Annotated in this window: 19 protein-coding genes; 5 read left to right on the top strand and 14 right to left on the bottom strand. The window is 53.4% G+C overall.

Annotated features, from left to right (window positions below; genetic code table 11):
• Positions 1-178 precede the first annotated feature (178 nt).
• From PAECUDRAFT_RS19740 to PAECUDRAFT_RS19725, 4 genes are all read right to left on the bottom strand, one after another.
• Positions 179-1,480 carry a Zn-dependent hydrolase gene (locus PAECUDRAFT_RS19740; protein ID WP_006039910.1) on the bottom strand — a complete coding sequence of 434 codons (1,302 nt, stop codon included), beginning with the start codon at positions 1,478-1,480 and terminating at the stop codon, positions 179-181.
• 173 nt (positions 1,481-1,653) lie between these two features.
• Positions 1,654-2,262, bottom strand: coding sequence for a cation-translocating P-type ATPase (locus tag PAECUDRAFT_RS19735; protein WP_050794400.1), 609 nt, complete (start codon positions 2,260-2,262; stop codon positions 1,654-1,656).
• Positions 2,263-2,267: 5 nt separating this feature from the next.
• The gene (locus PAECUDRAFT_RS19730; RefSeq protein WP_006039908.1) at positions 2,268-3,260 is read right to left on the bottom strand and encodes an FAD:protein FMN transferase; all 993 of its coding nucleotides are present in this window, start codon (positions 3,258-3,260) and stop codon (positions 2,268-2,270) included.
• A gap of 14 nt (positions 3,261-3,274) precedes the next feature.
• Complete coding sequence (locus PAECUDRAFT_RS19725) at positions 3,275-3,628, bottom strand: hypothetical protein (RefSeq protein ID WP_006039907.1); 354 nt, start codon at positions 3,626-3,628, stop codon at positions 3,275-3,277.
• Positions 3,629-3,872: 244 nt separating this feature from the next.
• On the opposite strand from PAECUDRAFT_RS19725, the gene PAECUDRAFT_RS19720 reads away from it, so the two are divergent.
• From PAECUDRAFT_RS19720 to PAECUDRAFT_RS19710, 3 genes are all read left to right on the top strand, one after another.
• Complete coding sequence (locus PAECUDRAFT_RS19720) at positions 3,873-4,850, top strand: LacI family DNA-binding transcriptional regulator (protein WP_006039906.1); 978 nt, start codon at positions 3,873-3,875, stop codon at positions 4,848-4,850.
• Positions 4,851-5,255: 405 nt separating this feature from the next.
• Entirely contained in the window at positions 5,256-5,591 is a 336-nt protein-coding gene (locus PAECUDRAFT_RS19715) for a transposase (protein WP_006039905.1), read from the top strand.
• Positions 5,592-5,629: 38 nt separating this feature from the next.
• Positions 5,630-6,505 (top strand): IS3 family transposase, encoded by an 876-nt coding sequence (locus PAECUDRAFT_RS19710; RefSeq protein WP_324603688.1) that lies wholly within the window; start codon positions 5,630-5,632, stop codon positions 6,503-6,505.
• A 332-nt stretch (positions 6,506-6,837) separates the two neighbouring features.
• Here PAECUDRAFT_RS19710 and PAECUDRAFT_RS19700 read toward each other — a convergent pair whose 3' ends face one another.
• The 9 genes from PAECUDRAFT_RS19700 to PAECUDRAFT_RS19660 form a co-directional block, all read right to left on the bottom strand.
• A complete protein-coding gene (locus PAECUDRAFT_RS19700) occupies positions 6,838-7,752 on the bottom strand; it encodes an urease accessory protein UreD (protein WP_233516792.1) in 915 nt (304 codons plus the stop codon).
• On the bottom strand, positions 7,682-8,428 hold the full coding sequence (ureG, locus tag PAECUDRAFT_RS19695; protein WP_006039901.1) for an urease accessory protein UreG: 747 nt from the start codon (positions 8,426-8,428) through the stop codon (positions 7,682-7,684). Before ureG ends, PAECUDRAFT_RS19700 begins: the two co-directional genes overlap by 71 nt.
• 55 nt (positions 8,429-8,483) lie before the next feature.
• On the bottom strand, positions 8,484-9,149 hold the full coding sequence (locus PAECUDRAFT_RS19690) for an urease accessory protein UreF (RefSeq protein ID WP_006039900.1): 666 nt from the start codon (positions 9,147-9,149) through the stop codon (positions 8,484-8,486).
• Positions 9,150-9,173: 24 nt separating this feature from the next.
• Positions 9,174-10,889 carry an urease subunit alpha gene (gene ureC, locus PAECUDRAFT_RS19685; protein ID WP_006039899.1) on the bottom strand — a complete coding sequence of 572 codons (1,716 nt, stop codon included), beginning with the start codon at positions 10,887-10,889 and terminating at the stop codon, positions 9,174-9,176.
• The gene (locus tag PAECUDRAFT_RS19680; RefSeq protein WP_006039898.1) at positions 10,886-11,254 is read right to left on the bottom strand and encodes an urease subunit beta; all 369 of its coding nucleotides are present in this window, start codon (positions 11,252-11,254) and stop codon (positions 10,886-10,888) included. Before PAECUDRAFT_RS19680 ends, ureC begins: the two co-directional genes overlap by 4 nt.
• A 5-nt stretch (positions 11,255-11,259) precedes the next feature.
• On the bottom strand, positions 11,260-11,565 hold the full coding sequence (locus PAECUDRAFT_RS19675) for an urease subunit gamma (protein ID WP_006039897.1): 306 nt from the start codon (positions 11,563-11,565) through the stop codon (positions 11,260-11,262).
• A gap of 303 nt (positions 11,566-11,868) precedes the next feature.
• Positions 11,869-12,849 carry a D-alanyl-D-alanine carboxypeptidase family protein gene (locus PAECUDRAFT_RS19670; RefSeq protein ID WP_006039896.1) on the bottom strand — a complete coding sequence of 327 codons (981 nt, stop codon included), beginning with the start codon at positions 12,847-12,849 and terminating at the stop codon, positions 11,869-11,871.
• Positions 12,850-12,967: 118 nt separating this feature from the next.
• Positions 12,968-14,074: a sensor histidine kinase gene (locus tag PAECUDRAFT_RS19665; RefSeq protein WP_006039895.1), complete on the bottom strand. Its 1,107-nt coding sequence runs from the start codon at positions 14,072-14,074 to the stop codon at positions 12,968-12,970.
• Positions 14,067-14,768: a response regulator transcription factor gene (locus PAECUDRAFT_RS19660; protein ID WP_006039894.1), complete on the bottom strand. Its 702-nt coding sequence runs from the start codon at positions 14,766-14,768 to the stop codon at positions 14,067-14,069. The genes PAECUDRAFT_RS19665 and PAECUDRAFT_RS19660 overlap by 8 nt, the downstream gene beginning before the upstream one ends.
• A 243-nt stretch (positions 14,769-15,011) precedes the next feature.
• Between PAECUDRAFT_RS19660 and ilvD the strand changes: the two genes are divergently transcribed.
• Positions 15,012-16,700 carry a dihydroxy-acid dehydratase gene (ilvD, locus tag PAECUDRAFT_RS19655; protein ID WP_006039893.1) on the top strand — a complete coding sequence of 563 codons (1,689 nt, stop codon included), beginning with the start codon at positions 15,012-15,014 and terminating at the stop codon, positions 16,698-16,700.
• A gap of 192 nt (positions 16,701-16,892) precedes the next feature.
• On the opposite strand, the gene PAECUDRAFT_RS19650 is transcribed toward ilvD, so the two are convergent.
• Entirely contained in the window at positions 16,893-18,314 is a 1,422-nt protein-coding gene (locus PAECUDRAFT_RS19650; RefSeq protein ID WP_006039892.1) for a polysaccharide deacetylase family protein, read from the bottom strand.
• 221 nt (positions 18,315-18,535) lie between these two features.
• Between PAECUDRAFT_RS19650 and PAECUDRAFT_RS19645 the strand changes: the two genes are divergently transcribed.
• Positions 18,536-19,654: an AI-2E family transporter gene (locus PAECUDRAFT_RS19645; RefSeq protein ID WP_006039891.1), complete on the top strand. Its 1,119-nt coding sequence runs from the start codon at positions 18,536-18,538 to the stop codon at positions 19,652-19,654.
• Positions 19,655-19,724 lie beyond the last annotated feature (70 nt).

Genomic DNA, 19,724 nt, shown 5'->3' with positions numbered 1-19,724 from the left:
TCGATTAAGCAGGCAGGTCAGCTGACGCTTTGCCTCCCCTCAGCCTTCGCCATAATATCCATCGTTAGCGATCCCCATTGCAAGGCGGGCGCATGCCGACCCATGCCCCCGCTTCGATTTCCATCCATTTCTACAACGATATAGCCTTAACGCCAACTATCCGTTCAGAAGCCCACGGCTAGGCTACAGTAGTCCTCATGCGTTCCGCGGCGTCCTCCTTCTCGTCATCCGTTGCGAGCCGAGCAGCCGCACGGTAGAGCAGCTCCACTCCCACAGCAATATCGTCCGGGTCCGAATACTCTGCTGGATGATGGCTGATTCCGCCCCTGCTGCGCACGAAAATCATGCCGTAATCGCATATCTCCGATAAAGCGAGCGCATCATGGAAAGGTCCGCTCATTAGCTCGGGCGGAGCAAGCCCCATCAGCGCCGCCTCCTGGCGAAGGATCGATTTGATCCAGTCCGCGCAATAGCTAGGCTCGCGATTCATATCCTCGCGAATCGCATGCGTTAAGCCATGCCGATCAACGATTTCCTCGACGAGCTCACGCAGCTCTCGCTCCAGCCTGCGTCGCCGATCTACATCGATATCCCGCAAATCGACCGTAAAAGTTACGCGTTCTGGAATAATGTTCCGGGAATCCGGAAAGACCGACATCGAACCGACCGTCCCAACAATCGACGCGCCGCCAGCTGCTTCGCGCAGCGCAAGCCCATTCAGCGCCGTAATGACCTCTGCCGCGCCTGCAAGCGCGTCTTTGCGTAGCGCCATCGGCACGGAGCCTGCATGGCCAGCTTCGCCTGTAAGCGCAACGGTTAGCCATAGCGGCCCCGCTATGCCGCTTACGATGCCAATTGGCTCCCCTGTCGCCTCCAGCACCTGGCCTTGCTCGATATGCAGCTCCAGATAGGCCGCAATCGCGCCGGCTGCGTATTGATCGTCCGCAAATCGATTCGGATCTCCGCCGAATGCCCGCAGCGCTTCCAACCGGGTTACGCCTCTACGATCCACCCGCTCCAGCTCGCCTTCCTCCAATTTCCCCGTAATCCCGCGCGAGCCGAACAGCCCTTTGTTGAATCGGCAGCCCTCTTCGTCGCTGAAGGCTACAACCTCAATAGGCATGATCCGTCTTACACCGGATTCCAACAGCGTTTGCACCGCCTCCAGTGCGCCAAGCACGCCGATTGCCCCATCGAAGCGTCCGCCATACGGCTGAGAGTCAATATGCGAGCCCAGCATGAGAATTGGCGCGCTAGCGTCGCTCCCGGAGAGGTGGCCGATCAAATTGCCGAACGCGTCCATTCTGGTTGCAAGGCCGATTTCATCCATCCAAGACCGTACGAGCCTTACGCCTGCTTTATCCTCGGGCGTCATGGCTAGCCGACAGACGCCACTCTCGCCTAACCGCCCGATTTGAGAAAGCTCCTTCAGCCGCTGCGCCAATCTTTCGGCGTTGATCGCGCGATGAATCGTTCTCATCGATTTTCAACCTCCTCGATTCAAGGCATGCAAACATCGTTCAGTCGGTTCCATCAAATTCTAAGCGATTGCTATATCTAAGTGTAATGTTACAGGACGGATCGTTCGGTTTCACTATACAGCTTGTTTTGAAAATGACCGAAGTTACGCTACAGATTGTTAAAGGAGGCTTGCTAACGCTGCAGCCGGGGCTCGCCCTCCCAAGAGCTGCCTGCCTTGCCTGGGGCCTTATCCTTTCCCGAACGTTCGCGAAACCACAAACGAATAGCGAACAAGGCAACGACAATAACGATCGTTGCGCCGTACATTAGCTCGGCTGCCATATGGCCGCTATCCGTCCCCATGTAATACCCGTGAAGAGCTGCCGCTGCGAAGATCGGATACGCGGACAAATGAATGCCGAACCATATCGCGCGGCGGAGCTTGGAGCGAAAGTCAGATGATAACAGCAAGAGGATTACGCCGTACAGCACAAGCGTGCCGAGACCGTTCCAGAACGGGTTCCGAGCTGCCGCAAATGGAACGAGCACCTCTTTCCAGCTATAAGGCGAATAAGTGCTGATTAGCAGCATCGTTGCATGCGCTAGCGCGGCAAGCGCTCCGCTGTTTGTCATATAGGTGTGCCAGCGAAACAAGGCTGCCTTTGCCTTAGGCCGCTTTTTGAACATCGGATAGCTGTACAGCATGCCTGTGGCTATGCCAGCAAACAACAGCACGTATGCGATGATTCCGAATGCGCGAGCAAGCCCCCATGTCGGCCAATGCACGATCCAATCTATCATTTTGTCTACCTCCCAGCTTCCGTCATTTTCGTTCTCGCCCATCCCGCGCCATGCTCCGTTACGTTTCCTGCATGATCCACCAGCAGCGCTTCATAGCAAGGCGCCCGCTCCTGCAGCATAGCTATCCCTCGCTCCTTCCCGACGATACAAATCGTTTTGGCCCAAACCTCGCAATCGATCAAATTTCTGCCGAAAACGGTGCATTGCACAATACCGCTATCCGAAGGCTGTCCGGTGAACGGGTCGATCAGGTGATGTTTCGTCTCTTGACCAACTTTCCATCGCCTCCGGTGTGAGCCGGATGTGGCCATCGCTCCGTAGTTCACGCGCTGATGGAACGCTTCGCCACTATCCGCCGAAGGAAGGTCTATGCGCAGCAGCCATCGCGGCTCCTCAGCCGCAGCCTCATGATGCCACGCTTGCAGATCGCCTCCGGCATTCACGAGCCCTGTCACCATTTCATAATGGGTTTGAAGCCAGCGAACGAGCTGCTCGGCTGCCCACCCTTTGGCGATGCCGCCAAAATCCAACTGGACGTCAGCGTCCAGCGTAATCGCACGCATGCCAAAGTCCAACTGAAACGGCGATTGGACGAGTCCGACCGATTCACGAATCGGAAAACCCGAAGCGTCCGCCACTGAATCATTGTTCTCTTGCAATCCTGCCAACTGCTCGAACGAACGATTATAGCCTGCTTCCGCCAGCTGCCTGCCGACATAGGGAGAAAATGCGCCCAAAGTCTGCTTGTGGTACTGCTCCGACAATTGCAGAAGATCGATAAACATCGTGGATGCCAGCACCGGCGCGCCATTCGCTCGATTCATGCGGCTTAGCTCACTGTCGCTGCGGAATCGACTAAATACCCGCTCCACCTCTTCGAACCAATCCTGCGCAAGCTGGATCGCGTTCTCCATCGTATCCCCGGCACAAACGAGAGACAGCTCGATCGCCGTATTCATCGCGCGAAACGTGTGTGTCCTTAACCTTTTCGTGTCCATCGCGTTCCTCCTCTCTACGAAGTTCTTGAGGTAGAACCAAACGCGCCATCGCGATTCGAGAAATTGCCGCCTTGGCTCTCCTCGCTATCAGAATCGCTAAAGCCGCCCCCTCTGCCGCGATGCCCGAAGGAATCCCTGCCCTCCATACGGCTCCCGTTTTCTCGCCGCTCCATCCACGCATCAGCGCCGGACTGCTCACTCGCACGCACCGTGTCGTCCATCGCCGCTTTTGAATGGGATTCCGCCGCCTGTGCCTCCGCGAACTCAGGGCTTGTTTTGACCGCATGAACGCCCAGCAGTACGACGATGAAGCCCGCAGCGCCGATAGGCCACTTCCAGCTTTTCCATCTCTTCAACCGTTTCCCCACTTCCATTCCTCCATTTCATTCAACTGCCAGCTCGACAGCGGTAGCTGCAAGCGCCTTCCGATGGCTCTATTCAACCACATGAACATGAATGGAACATGGGAGCAAACTGAATGTTTGCTGAAATAATGGTGGTATTCCGAGTGCTCCGCTAGCAGTTGAGCATTGTCAGAACGATCACACCCGTTATAATAAGGCTATACCCATTACGATGAACGGGATTGAACCATGAAAGGACACCACGCTCATGTCCGTAACGATCAAAGATATTTCCAAGCAAGTCGGCGTCAGTTACTCTACCGTCGCCAAGGCTCTCAACAATAGCCCGCTCGTTAAGGAAGAAACCAAACGCAAAGTCGTAGAAGCAGCCGCATCGCTTGGCTACCGCCCAAATTTAGCGGCGCGCAGCCTCGTGACGAAGCGGACAGGCCTTGTCGGCATCGTCTGGCCTTCCGTCGAACGCGCTGCATTATCCTCCCTTGTGACTTCTATCCAGCGGAGGCTGGCAACTAAAGGGCTCACCGCCCTTCTATCGATCCACGAGCCGCAAGAAGCGATCCAAACCTTCGAACGGCTGCGCGTCGATGCGATTCTGATGTTCGAGGAAAGTGCATTTCGCATGACGGCGGTTGATCAGCTGCCCACCGTTCCAGTGCTCACGATCGGCACTCCGCTGCGCGAGCATGTGCCTGCCGTCGATATGAATCGGAGAGCGGCGATCAAGCTTGCCGTCGCCAAGCTGGTCGAGAACGGGCATACTCGCATCGCCTATGTCGGCCCTTATATCGATGAATCGATGCAGCAGCGGGAAAAATGGATCGGCTACCAAGAAGCGCTGCAAGCCGCTGGCATTCCATTAGCGGACGAGCTGCTTCTTGATTCGGAAGGCCTGCAATGGCAAAACGGCTATCATGCTGCCAAACGGCTCTTAGCTATGCCAGAACGGCCAACCGCCGTTATCAGCGGAAGCTACGACTTGGCAAGCGGTATTTTGCGCGCCTTCCAAGGAGAAGGCATCGCGATACCGCACGACATTGCAATCGTCAGCTATGACCATATCCCTCACATGGAACAGCTCGACATTCCGCTATCCGCAGTCGGCGTCCCCGAAGCCAAGCTTGCGGACGCCGTCACCGCAACGCTCCTGCAGGCGATTGAAGATGCGAGCAGCCTGCCTACTCGCACCTTGCTCGTGCCGGAATATGTGCATCGCGAATCGGACTAGCCAGTCGAGCGATTAGGGCACATTTTTGTTCGCTATTCAGCCACGAACAGGCCATCCGAGCGTATAGGGAACATTTTTGTGCCCTATTCAGCCACAAACTGGCCATCCGAGCGAATAGGGTACATTTTTGTGCCCTATTCACCCACATGCTGGCCAGTCGGGCGATTAGCGCACTTTTTTCTGCGCTATTCACCCGCATGCTGGCCAGTCGGGCGATTAGCGCACTTTTTTCTGCGCTATTCACCTACGTGCTGGCCAGTCGGGCGATTAGCGCACTTTTTTCTGCGCTATTCACCCACATGCTGGCCAGTCGGGCGATTAGCGCACTTTTTCTTTATAGCCCCCTAATCAACTTGGACACTTTCACCACTTCATATAAACTTAGAAGAAGTGGAGGAATTGTCCATGAAAAGAAGGTTTCGATGCCCCGTTACGGTGAAGAGGGAGCTGGTAGCTGAAGTGCTAGCCGGGTATAGGGTAGAGGCAGTTGCCCGACAGCACGGTATGTCTCCGAGTACACTGAGCACGTGGGTTCGTCAATACCAGGATGAGGTGGGTGATATAGTGGTACGCAAACAGGACGAAGCAAAGCAGATGAAACTAGATGCAGCAAGCCTTCATGAGTTACAGAATAAATACAAGGAAGCTATGAAGCTGTTGGGTGAGAAAGAGCTGGAAAACAACATTCTGAAAGACCTTTTAAAAAAAACGAACCCAGCCGCGCTGAAAGACTTGAAGTAGCGATTCGTTGGATTGAAAAAGGTTATCCCGCTCGAACGGTGTTACGGATCTGCCAGGTGCCTCGGTCAACCTACTACTATCGCTTACAGCATCCTGAACGCATGCAACCCGTACGACCGGGGCGCCCCATCCCTGGCTTTTCGTATGACCGATCGGGCAATAAGGTAGTAGACAAGCGTATCCAGCGTTACATTCGAAAGCTAATTCAAGGGCCTGATTCATCTTTTGGTTATCGGAAATTAACCGTTCTTTTGCGGCGGAGATATAGGCTTGTCATTAACAAAAAGAAGGTTTACCGCATCTGTAAAGAGATGCTCATTCTCCTCCCACAACGCGAACAAATAACGCGGGTGCCAAAACGAGTCGCCAATAACCGCATCGTTACAGGGGCCAACCAGCTCTGGCAAATGGACATTAAATACGGATATGTAGCCGGACAACGGCGGCACTTTTATTTGGCTAGCATTATTGATGTGTTTGATCGCGCGATTGTTGCCTACCACAGAGGAAAGGCATGCAGCAAGGACGATATTATACTAACGCTCCAAAAAGCCTTGTTAAAACGAAGTGAGCATGGCCCGATTAGTCCGGTTATTCGAACAGATAACGGGCCACAATTCACGAGCCATGCGTTTCACGCGTTTTGTGAAACAGCCGGAATTGAACATGAGCGAATCCCAAACCAAACTCCTAACAAAAATGCCTACATCGAGTCCTTTCACAGTATTTTGGAACGAGAGTGCTACCAACGTAACTGCTTCGAGAATTACGAAGAGGCATTTAAGGAAGTGGACCGGTATTTGCATTACTACAACTGGGATCGCATTCATGGCAGTCTTAATGATTGGCCTCCCAGCGAATATCTGCGATTAGTTATGCAAGGTGCCATAAAACCCAGAGATATAGCGCTATGATGAGATTTGAGCAATGTGAGTGTGAAAAGTGTCCAATATTGAGGGGTTAAACCGTTTTTCTGCGCTATTCACCCACATGCTGGCCAGTCGGGCGATTAGCGCACTTTTTTCTGCGCTATTCACCCACGTGCTGGCCAGTCGGGCGATTAGCGCACTTTTTTCTGCGCTATTCACCCACATGCTGGCCAGTCGGGCGATTAGGGCACTTTTTTCTGCGCTATTCACCCACATGCTGGCCCATACAAGCTGCAAAAAAAGGCGATGGAGAAGCATGCTTCTCCATCGCCTTTTCTATAACACCGCGCAAGCAGCTGCTGCTCGCGGCTATTCGACTACACCCGCAACAATTGCAGCGGTGCTTCTCCCAGCACAGACTGTCGAACGGCTGCCCAAGCTGCACGCAGCGCCTCCTGCAGCGGCCAAGATGCGGTACCCGCTGCCATGACCGCCAAGCCATGCTTATGCGTAAGCGATGCGCCGATCGAAACGCCATATGCACTACGATCAGGCAGCGCTGCAAGCGCGTCGCGTGCCGCCTCCAGTTGTGCTGCGCCAATTCGGTCGCCGAATGCGAGAAAAGCGCCGATATGGCTCGCTCGCTCCCAGCCCCCCGGCACAGCAAGCAGCTGCGAAGCAGGCTCGAGCAGCTGACGCTGGTTGAAAATAAGCTCATCCTGATAATGCACCTTTATGCGGCTTTCGAATCTCCGATACTGAAAAATCTCGCCGCGAAGCGTCCGGCCGGGGCACCACACATCCGCCTGCATCCAGACAGAGCCTTGCGACAGCGTTACCTTCGACTCGCTTCGGAGCGCTCCATCCTTATAGAGCATGACCGGCTCCGGCATATGCTCCATTACCGCCCCTTCGCCAAGCGTGAACGTTTGCCTCAGCACTGCGCCGTTCCGCTCACCAGCAGGATGCACTTTCGTAAACGATTGGTTCGTCACGTAGACGCGGCTTCGGGCTTCGCAACGCCAATCAAGCGCATAATGATCACCATCGAGCAACCCCGGGGATACGTCCATGACGATCGCGCCAATGCCTTGGCCAAGCGGGAACGTCTTGGCGATCTTGATCGGGGCAGTATGGTACTTCTCCGCTATGACCGTTTGCTCCCGAGCGCAATGAAAGGTAGCGCGCAGCGCCGTAATATGGCTGGCCTCGGGCGCCGTATTAATGGGAATGCTCATGCTTGTGGGCATGGCCGTGATCGTTATGCGAATGCTGCGCATGCTCTTGCTCATGTTCGTGTGCAAGCCCTCTGGCATGCGCGATCTCATGCTCCAGCCATGCGACGATATCCGCTACGCCATCGCCGCCGAACAGGTTCGAGAACACGAATGGACGATCCCCGCGCATCCGTTTGGAGTCTGCGTTCATAACCTCCAAGCTTGCGCCAACATGCGGCGCGAGATCGATTTTGTTAATGACAAGCAGGTCGGAGCGCATAATGCCAGGCCCGCCCTTACGCGGAATTTTCTCGCCTTGCGCCACGTCGATGATATAAATAAAACGATCCACCAGCTCCGGGCTGAACGCTGCCGCCAAATTATCGCCGCCACTCTCAATGAAGATAAGATCTAGCGGCGAAAACCGGCTCTCCAGCTCCTCGATCGCTTCAAAATTCATCGATGCGTCTTCGCGAATCGCCGTATGCGGACACCCGCCTGTCTCCACGCCGATGATGCGCTCCTCAGGCAAAACACCCGTCGCCGCAAGAATCCGCGCATCCTCTTTGGTATAGATATCGTTCGTGATGACCGCAACGCTATAACGCCCTGCGATTTCGCGCGCCAGCCGCTCCACTAGAGCGGTCTTGCCAGAGCCAACCGGACCGCCTATCCCGATGCGAATCGGTCTCGATCCATCAACTGCAGGCTGTACCCACTCTTTATGATCATGTCCTTGTCCTTGGCACATCGTTCATTCCTCCTCGTAATTGGCAACCCGTTCAAATGCCATTCGAAATTGCTCGCTATGACATAAATAATCGCGAATATAACGTTTCATGCCGCATCATAGCCAGCTCCGCCATCGGCATATTCGAATATGCATCTTCCGGTTCTATTTCCCGGGCAATCGCCCAAGCCTCCGAAGTCATTGGCGTCAGCCGTGCGATAAGCCGCTGCCCTTCCGTCTGGCCCATCGACATGAGCCGAAGCGCACTGTTCACGCTCATGACAATGCTCGTATAGCAATAGCTCTCCACCGCCTGCTGCTCGCTTGCGCCCAAGCGCCAGCAAATATACCCATGCGATAGCGGATGCGTCGCGAGGCATCTGCCTGCCTTTAATGCTGCCGTTACGTCCGACCAATCCAGCTGCGGCCAAATATCGGCCGCAAGCTTGAGCAGCCGCTTGCCCATTTTCTCAACGCCGACCCGTGTCTCAATCCCGATTCGCTGCGTATGAATGAGCCGCTCGACGGTCCAAAGCCGCTCCCAATCATCGATTGGCGCGTCGCGGTAAACGGCCCGAATGGCCATCGCATCGCAGGTCGCCCAGTTTTGCCGAAGCATGGCCTGTATATACGCTTCCAGCTGGCTGCTCGACACTACCCGCTCCTCCTGCACCATCGTCTCGAGCCCGAAGGAGTGCGAGAAGCCGCCAATCGGGAGCGCAGAATCAAGCAGCTGCTGCATCGCCAACCAATTCGCCATCATCGGTTAGAACAAAAAATACCGCTGCGCCATCGGCAAAACATCTGCAGGCTCGCAAGTCACATGCTCGCCGTCAACCGTTACGCGGTACGTTTCAGGATCAACCTCAATGCGCGGGGTAGCATCGTTATGAATCATATCCTTCTTCGTCACCTTGCGGCATCCGCGGACGGGCTCGACCCGCTTCTGCAAACCAAGCTTTTCTTTAATTCCGCTGTCATAGGCGGCTTGCGATACGAAAGTAATCGAGCTGTGCGATAACGATTTGCCGAAGGCCGCAAACATCGGTCTGCCCCATACCGGCTGCGGCGTCGGAATGGACGCGTTAGGGTCGCCCATCTGCGCATACGCGATGCTGCCGCCTTTCAAAACAAGATCCGGCTTCACGCCGAAGAACATCGGATGCCACAGCACCAGATCGGCAAACTTGCCGACCTCGAGCGAGCCTACCAGATGCGATACACCGTGCGTGATCGCAGGATTAATCGTGTATTTGGCGATGTAACGTTTAATTCGAAAATTATCGTTGCTGGCTGGATCAGGCGCGAGCGCGCCTCGCTGGCGTTTCATTTTGTCAGCTGTCTGCCAGGTTCGGATGATCACTTCGCCCACCCGGCCCATCGCCTGCGAGTCGGAGCTGATCATGCTGAATACGCCCATATCATGCAAAATGTCTTCCGCAGCAATCGTTTCCGGACGTATCCGCGAATCCGCGAACGCCACATCCTCTGGAATTCGACTATCGAGGTGATGGCAAACCATGAGCATATCGAGATGCTCCTCAATCGTATTCACCGTAAAAGGGCGCGTCGGATTCGTCGAAGAAGGCAGGACGTTCAACTCGCCAGCTGCACGAATGATGTCCGGCGCATGGCCGCCGCCAGCCCCTTCCGTATGATACGTATGGATCGTGCGGCCTTTGAACGCCGCCAGCGTATCCTCAAGAAAACCTGCTTCATTCAATGTATCCGTATGAATCGCAACCTGAACATCATACTGCTCCGCTGCCGCCAAGCAGGTATCGATCGCCGCGGGCGTCGTCCCCCAATCCTCATGCAGCTTCAGCCCGATCGCACCCGCTTCAATCTGCTCCACCAACGGCCCTAAGAATGAAGCGTTGCCTTTGCCCGTCAAACCGATGTTCATCGGGAAAGCCTCGATCGACTCCAGCATTCGCGACATATGCCATACGCCTGGCGTTACCGTCGTCGCATTCGTCCCGGTTGCCGGGCCCGTACCGCCGCCGATCATGGTCGTCACCCCGGAGGACAATGCGGTTTCAATCTGCTGCGGGCATATAAAATGGATATGCGAATCGATGCCGCCAGCCGTTACGATCTTACCTTCACCTGCGATCACTTCCGTGCTTGCGCCAGCGATCATCCCTGGCGTTACCCCGTCCATGATGTCCGGGTTGCCGGCTTTGCCGATACCGACGATTATGCCGTCTTTTATGCCAATATCTGCTTTCACAATGCCCCAATGATCGATGATGACTGCATTCGTAATGAGCGTATCCAGCACGCCCTCGTCCCGCAGGGCGCCGCTCGACTGGCCCATGCCATCGCGGATAACCTTGCCTCCGCCAAATTTGCACTCGTCGCCATAAACGGTATAGTCCTGCTCAATTTCCGCCCAAAGCTCGGTATCCGCCAGCCGAATCGCATCGCCGGCCGTCGGCCCGAACATTTGAGCATAGCTCTGCCGATCGATTCTGCTCATTTGCCATTCGCCTCCCAAGCCTGCCATCTTGCCCGAACCTCATCGCTCATTTGCCCGTTAACCGCCTCGCCCTGCGTTAAGCCGTTCAAGCCGAAGGATCGCTTCGCTCCCCCCAGCTCAACGATCCGTACCGGCTTCTCTTCGCCCGGCTCGAATCGCACCGCTGTACCTGCCGGGATATCCAATCGCATGCCGAAGGCCGCCTCCCGATCAAACCGCAAGGAACGATTCACCTCGAACAGATGAAAATGCGAGCCAACCTGCACGGGACGATCCCCGATATTGGCGATGATCAGCTCCGCGCCCTTGCGTCCTGCGTTGAGTTCGATTTCGCCCGCTGCTGTGCGGTATTCGCCTGGAATCATCGTGTTCACTCTCCTATAGGATGATGGATCGTCACCAGCTTCGTCCCGTCCGGAAACGTCGCCTCAACCTGCACTTCGTGAATCATCTCAGGCACGCCTTCCATGACCTGATCGCGCTTTAATATCGTTGTGCCGTAAGCCATCAACGCCGCGACAGTCATGCCGTCTCGCGCGCCTTCCATAATTTCTGAAGTTATGAGCGCGATGCTTTCGGGATAATTAAGCTTCACGCCTCGCTGCATACGCCTTCTGGCCAAATCAGCCGCGACCGTAATGAGCAGCTTTTCCTTCTCGCGTTCCGTCAGCTGCATTGCGTTACACCTCATTCGTATGAAGGATTCGACTACTTAGCCGCTTAACGCGGTACAATCTATCCATATTATAGTAGCCTCCAAATGAGGTGTAAACTATTTTATGTTAGGTTTTATTACATAAGTGTGTCATTTTCATTCAATCGCTTTACGAACTACCTGTAAACATCACGCAAACTTAACAGTAATATCGTGAACCAATTCCCGGCATCCGAACAAAAAAGAAGCTATTCCTCATCCAACAGGATAGGAATAGCTTCAATATAGGTCTAACAATGAGCTAATTGCCTAATAACAGGATACTTATCCGTTTGTTCGTGAAGGCGCAACCGTTAGCAGCAAGCGGGATATGCCGGCCGCGAGCTTGCTCCCTGCTCCTTTCTTCTCGCCAAAGCCAAGATCATATAGCCGCTCCGTCTCGATGAATCGGCCGTCAGCTGACTCCGCCCCCATCACGACAGCAATTAACCGCGTTCCGCCTCTTGAGGTCGTACCGGTAAAGCAGTACCCGGCGCGTTCCGTATACCCCGTCTTCAACCCGTCGCTGCCCGGATAAGCGAATCGCTCTCCCGGCAGCATCAGATTCGTCGTTCGCAATGCGGCATCATCCGATGCACCCGGATTTAAGCCGACGGCCTCTCTTGAAGTAATCGTCAGCACCTCAGGATACGAGCGAATCATATAGCGTGCCAGCAGCGCTACGTCACGAGCCGTCATCACCGTCTCTCCGTCAGCCGCAGCCGATTGCGCATACATTGCAAGGTCACTGCTGCTAAGGCCGGTTGCGTTAGCGAATACCGTGCTGTCCGACAGCCCGATCGCTTTTGCTTTCTCGTTCATCAGCTTGACGAATTCACGCTCGCTGCCCCCAATCCATTCCGCTAGCGCGACTGCCGAATCATTGGCCGAATGAACCGCCATCGACTCGAATAGCTCTTTAACCGTGTGGCGCTCGCCATTTCTCAAACCTGCGCCCGCTCCAAGGACATTAGCTGCATAAGGGCTCACCGTTACTTGATCCTTCCACCCCAGCTTCCCCGCACGCACCGTTTCCAGCACGACAAGCTCGGTCATCAGCTTCGACATGCTGGCCGGCGGCAGCGCTTTATTCGCTCCCTGCGCAAAAATCGTCTGTCCGGTATTCGCATCGATCAATATCGCAGATTTTGCTTCAATATGAGGAACAGCCCCTTTGCCAAACAGCCAACCCGGCGCAGAGCCTGTCGATTGGATATAAACAAGCACCGCCGCGACGGCAACAATAGCAATCAACATTCGTTTCATTAGCGAACCTCCGTACATCAAGTGATTATCCTCATTGTACGAAAGCCGATTTAACGAAACCGAAACCGATCCATAACCCTTTCATAAGAAAACCTTAAGTTTGCTTTATATTTGCCTCCTACGCATCCGGATAAGGCTTGTGCATCGGCAAACGCAGCACGAAAGCAGTCCGGGACGTGTCGCTAACGACCGCAATCGTGCCATTGTGACGTTCGACAATGCTCTTGGCAATGGCAAGCCCCAAGCCCGATCCCCGGGTGCCCGCCTCTTCGGTGCGCGATTTATCCACGCGATAGAACCGGTCAAATATATGCGGCAAATCGACGGAAGGAATCGGCTCGCCATCATTCATCACTTCAACGATTGCATGGCCATCCTCGGATCGAACGATGATGTCCAGCCTTTTGCCCTCCTTGCCATAAGCGATTGCATTCGCAAATAAATTTTCAAATACGCGAACAAGCTTATCGGCATCTGCAAACATTGGAACCGCCGGCTCCTCCGTCTGCATAGCGCCTTCGAGCCCCGCTTCTGACAATGCGACGCGATATTGCACCAGCAGCTGCCTCAGCAGCTCAATCAAGTCAAATTCCGTCCGCTTGAGCGGAATCGCATCATGCCGCATCCGCGTATATTCGAACAAATCCTCGATCAGAATGCCAAGCCGCTTGGACTTGTCGTGCGCGATTTGCACATAATAGCGCAGCTCGATTTCATCGCGATAACGGTCCTGCTCGATTAATCCGAGATAGCCGATAATTGACGTAAGCGGCGTTCGAAGATCATGTGAGACGTTCGTAATCAGCTCGTTCTTGGCCTGCTCGGATCTGCGCTGGTCCTCCAGCGTCTCCGACATGCGCGATACGATCTGGTTCGTAATTTCCGCCAGCTCCGTCAGCTCGTTCCCTTGCCGGACCGGTATTCGATGATTGAAGTTTCCTTCGGCGATATCCTGAACAGAGCGGATGATGCGTGCGAGATACTGGTACTGCCGAAGCTGGAGCAGGATCAAATAAAACAAAAACATAGCGATCAGCAGGCTGGGCACGAACATTTCGTCGAGACCGATCGCCAAATCCGCCGTCGCGCGATACATTTTCGGAAATTGCACCAAGAGCTGAAGACCTACCGAAATCAGCAGGAAATAGGTTATAAACGACAAGGCCATAGCAAAAAACAGATGCCAAATGAGCCGGAGCGACATACGGACGACAATATTACGCATCGATTTTGTACCCGACTCCCCATACTGTTGCAATCAGCTTATCGCCAGTCTCCTGCTCGAGTTTGTCCCGCAGTTTGCTAATATGAACCATAACCGTGTTGTTCGACTCAAAATATTTTTCGCGCCACACGTGCTGGAATATCTCCTCTGCGCTGAAGACACGACCGGGCTGGCTCGCCAGCAGATAGAGGATGCCAAACTCTGTTGAGGTCAAATGAAGCAAACGGCCATCGGCTTCCACTTTATGCGTCGTACGGTCCATTTTGAGCCCGCCGATAAATAAGCTGCCGTCATCCTCGGACTTGGCAGGCTTGCTATATTGATACGATCGGCGCAGCAGCGATTTGACGCGCGCAGTCAGCTCCAGCGGATTAAACGGCTTCGTCATATAGTCGTCGGCCCCCGTCATCAGGCCCATAATCTTATCCATATCCTCCGCCTTGGCGCTTACCATCAGAATCGGCACGGTCTCAGCTGACTTATCCCTTCGCAGGCGCCTGCATAGCTCCAGCCCATCCATTCGCGGCATCATCACATCGAGCACAATGAGGTCGAATGGCTGCGCTTCGAACATCCGGAGCGCTTCCTCCCCATCGCCGGCAATTGCAGTTGAATACCCTTCATTTCGCAAATAAATATCGACAAGCTCCGCAATCTGGCGGTCGTCATCGACAATTAGAATCGTACGCGTCACAATCGTTTCCTCCGTTTTATGTCGACGTTAGTTACATTTACTATACACGAAGGCGGATCGCTTTGTCTTACGGCAGCAAGCACCTTAACAAGGTTTAAGCGTTTCTTAACATCTCGTTAAGATATCGTGTCCGACAGGGCGATTATGCCATTGATGGGGGCAATCTGCCCCACGTTCCGGTAGTCACTTACCGCCCATTGTGGTACACTATTAGCTATGGACAAACTCATGGGAGGGACTTCAATGTCGGCACAAAACAACAAAATGCGCTCCGATATGATCAAAAAAGGATTTGACCGGGCGCCTCACCGCAGCTTGCTTCGTGCAGCTGGCGTAAAAGAAGAAGATTTCGGCAAACCGTTCATCGCGGTATGCAACTCGTATATCGACATCGTTCCTGGACATGTTCACTTGCAGGAATTCGGCAAAATCGTTAAAGAAGCGATTCGCGAAGCAGGCGGCGTACCATTCGAGTTCAATACGATTGGCGTCGACGACGGCATCGCAATGGGCCACATCGGCATGCGCTACTCGCTGGCAAGCCGCGAAATTATCGCTGACTCCGTAGAAACAGTCGTGAACGCGCACTGGTTCGACGGCATGGTCTGTATCCCGAACTGTGACAAAATCACGCCAGGCATGATGATGGCTGCGCTTCGCATCAACATCCCGACGATCTTCGTCAGCGGCGGACCGATGAAAGCCGGCAAAACGTCTGACGGCCGTTCCATCTCGTTGTCGAGCGTATTCGAAGGCGTTGGCGCTTTCCAATCCGGCAAAATCGACGAGAAAAGCTTGACGGAACTCGAGCAATACGGCTGCCCGACTTGCGGCTCTTGCTCCGGCATGTTCACGGCAAACTCGATGAACTGCTTGGCTGAAGCACTTGGCCTTGCGCTGCCAGGCAACGGCACGATCCTTGCAGTTGCGCCAGAGCGCAAAGAGTTCGTGAAGAAATCGGCTCGCCAATTGATGGAGCTGATCAAGCAAGACATCAAGCCTTGCGATATCGTAACCAAGGAAGCAATCGACAATGCATTCGCTGTCGACATGGCAATGGGCGGGTCGACGAATACGGTTCTCCATACGCTCGCGCTGGCACACGAAGCAGGCATCGACTATCCAATCGAACGCATCAACGAAGTAGCAAACCGCGTACCTCATCTGGCCAAAATCGCGCCAGCATCGGATTGGCATATCGAGGACGTTCATAATGCAGGGGGCGTAAGCGCCGTACTGAATGAGCTGTTCAAAAAAGAAGGCGCGCTTCACGGCGAAACACTCACGGTAACGGGCAAAACGCTTCGTGAGAACGTTGCTGGATGCGACATTTTGGATACGGAAGTTATCCATACCCTCGACAACCCGCATACGGAGCGCGGCGGACTCGCTGTTCTGTTCGGCAACATCGCTCCAGGCGGCGCAATCGTGAAAGTCGGCGCAGTCGACAAATCGGTTGGCGGCTACCATAAAGGCCCTGCCATTTGCTTCGATTCGCAAGAAGAGTGCCTCGAAGGCATCGCAAACGGCAAAATCAAAGAAGGTCATGTCGTCGTAATTCGTTATGAAGGACCGAAAGGCGGACCAGGCATGCCTGAGATGCTCGCTCCTACATCGCAAATTATGGGTATGGGCCTGGGCGCTAAGGTCGGCCTCATCACCGACGGACGTTTCTCCGGCGCATCGCGCGGCATCAGCATCGGTCACATCTCGCCAGAGGCGGCTGAAGGCGGTCCACTCGCATTCGTACGCGATGGCGAAGAGATCGAGCTCGACTTGAACAACCGTACGATCAACCTTCTTATCGACGAAGAAGAGCTGGAACGCCGCAAGGCTGAATGGCAAGGCTTCGAGTCGAAGGTTACCAAAGGCTACCTCTCTCGCTATTCGCGACTCGTAACGAATGCAAGCATGGGTGCAGTTCTTAAGTAACAGCAAAGCATGCAGCGTATAATAAGACCCGCTTATATGGCGGGTCTTTTTTATATGTGATCGTTAGGCTCCCCTATCCGGGACAAGTACATGCTGCCAGCTTACGCTTCGCCCCAACAGAAAAAACCGTTATGACCTCTCCTACAGAGAGGCCCTAACGGTACGTTGGGTCATATAACCATCGCGAAAGCACTAACCGCCTGGACGCTCCATTACAGCACCATCCAGCTCCATATCCATTTGCTCCGCATCTTGAACCGGACGGGAAACGCTCCGATTACGCCTTGATTCCTTCTCTTGTACAGAGACCACTTTGGCAGATTGCGCAATTTTCAGCAGCTCAGGAATCGAGAAGGTAACGATGCGAGGAATGATTTCGCTCGCCAATTTATCGCTTTTCTTATCGCTTCCGCTCTTGTTCGAGGGCGTTAAGACGCTCATCAATAAACGCAAATATAATTTCGTTACTCGCAAGAAAACACCTTTGGGCAAGTCATGGATTTGGAACCCTAAGCGATCAGCGCCCCGTGTTATCATGGTCACGCCATACATCGCCTTCGCCTCTCTTGCAATCGGATCCTCCCCAATAACGGCTGCAAGATGGGGAAGCTCCTTCTCCATCGCCCTTACTAATCGAATAGCTGACGCAATAGGAGACGAAGACTTATGCGCAATTTTCATCAGCAGCTTGTTGTCAAAATGCAGCTCAACGATCGGATCGCCTTTGCGGAGAGGCTCTTGATTCTCGCCTAAAGGCAGATCACCGCCATGATACTTGGTCATTCGATAATGGAACGACGGCTCCGGATATCCGACTGGAATAGTCCGATACACCGTATGGAAAATTTGTTCCCAGCTCAACCACAGCCGGATCATGATACGCTTCACGCGGCTTGGCACCAACGCTTTGCTCTTCTCCGTCAAAGCAATCATCTCATCAATCGCGACGAATCGGAAACCTCTGCGCGTTCCTTCTGCTACATAAGCTTCGAGCGCTTTAATCATGTTCTCAGGCGCGCGTTCGTCAGCGCCCGGTGTCGTGCCGCAATCATGCAGCAGGATGACTTCGCCCGCTTTCAGCTTCCGCATCAGCCGCTGCTCAAGCCGCTTAGCGCCAAGCTTGTATCGCCAATCACCGAATAACGAGGACCATAAAATAATGTGCAGGTTGCCAAGCGAATAGTCGAACATATTGACGATGCCCCACGGCGGACGATAATAAATCGCGCGAGATCCTGTCGCCCGCTTGATGACATCTTCTGTCCGATGGATGTGTCGTTTGACCGTTTTCGGGCGCATCAGCCAATTCGTTTTATGTTCATAATTGTGAATCCCAATGACATGGCCTTCTTCGACCATGCGCTTCAGTAGCTCTGGATGCTGTTCTGCATGGGCGCCTACAACGAAGAAGGTCGCCTTCGCTCCATACCGTTTCAGTAAATCAAGCAGCTGCGGGGTATATCTCGGGTCTGGTCCATCATCAAACGTTAAAGCAATCTCTCGCTCGACTCTGCCGCGTTTGAAAGCACGAAATCCAAATGTACGACTAATTAAACCCGGTAGAAAGGCATAGAACGAAAAGACATAAAAAATGAGCATGAGTAAATTTTGCATCGATTGTCCCACCAGATTTCTATATCTATTCCGCCGTTAACCGGCGGTGTTACTCATCGAAAGCACTCCCTCAATTGTAACATACGTTCAACAAAAATAGGCACCATTTTCCGAACTGTAGTACAATAGAATTGGTGGTAATGGACAACAATGTATGTTAAGTATGCCTATGCTGCCGCTTATGCAATAAGCACTCATTTTGCCAAAGGAGCTGCACTTACTTGATTACCTTCTATAAAAAATATTGGCGGACTGCGTTTGATATCGCGCTGATTGCCCTTACCGTCTATCTTATCATGTTTGCTTTCAGCCACTTGTATAAGATCGCAACCCCGGTATTCTTATCGTTCTTCATCTACATCTTTATTGAACCGCCAGCTCGGTGGATGAACAAGCTCGGCATTAAGAAATCGATCGCCTCCGCCATTAGCGTGCTGCTATTTACACTTGTTATTCTAAGCGTATTTCTGGGAACGGGCTATATTATTGCAGATCAGGCGAACGGGCTCATTCAGAAGCTGCCGGTCTATCAGCAAATTATGAAAGATCAGGTTGCGCTTCATTCCGATTGGATCGCCGCCAAGATGGATACGCTTCCGCCTGACCTGTTGGGGCAATTCGATAAGGTCGTCGATTACGTTACATCCAAGGGCCAGCATCTGGCGACGCAATTTTTGCTGACCATCTCCAGCTATCTGACCAGCTTCTCCGCCTTTATTTTCAACTTCGCAATCGGGATTATTCTAGCTTACTTCCTAAGCGTGGAGATCAAAGATTGGAAACGGGTCGCCGCGGATAAGACGCCCAACACGTTCAAGAAGGCGTTCTCCTTCCTGCGGGATAATGTGTTTAAAGGGATAGGCGCCTATCTCAAATCGCAGCTAAAGCTGATATCGATCACCTTTATCGTCATCTTCGTTTCCTTGCTGCTCCTCGGGGTCGATAATGCGTTTACGATTTCGGTTGTATCCGCGATATTCGACGTATTGCCGCTGCTGGGCGTCGGCACGGTGTTCGTTCCATGGATTATTTACTTGTTCATTGTAGGCAAAACGACGCTGGCAATCTGGGTATCTGCGCTATTTTTGACAGTTGTCCTTGCCCGCCAAATTTTAGAGCCTAAAATTACGGGAGACACGCTTGGGGTTTCTGCCTTCACCATGCTGGCGTTCATGATCATATCGCTTTCCTTATTCGGAATTGCAGGCGTTATTTTGTCCCCGATTTTGATCATTCTCCTCAAAGCGCTGTACGATCAAGGCTACTTCCATCGCTGGATCCGCCTCCCGCAAGGCGAGTATGAGAACCAGCCCGCAGAGCCTGTCGGCGATCAAGATTAATACAACCATCAGACTTATATTAAAAAGTAAAAGCCGCAGGAGCATCGCTCCTGCGGCTTTTTGTCTATTC

The organism is Paenibacillus curdlanolyticus YK9 (genome assembly GCF_000179615.1).
GTDB lineage: Bacteria > Bacillota > Bacilli > Paenibacillales > Paenibacillaceae > Paenibacillus_T > Paenibacillus_T curdlanolyticus.
This window is presented reverse-complemented; position numbering and strand designations above follow the sequence as displayed.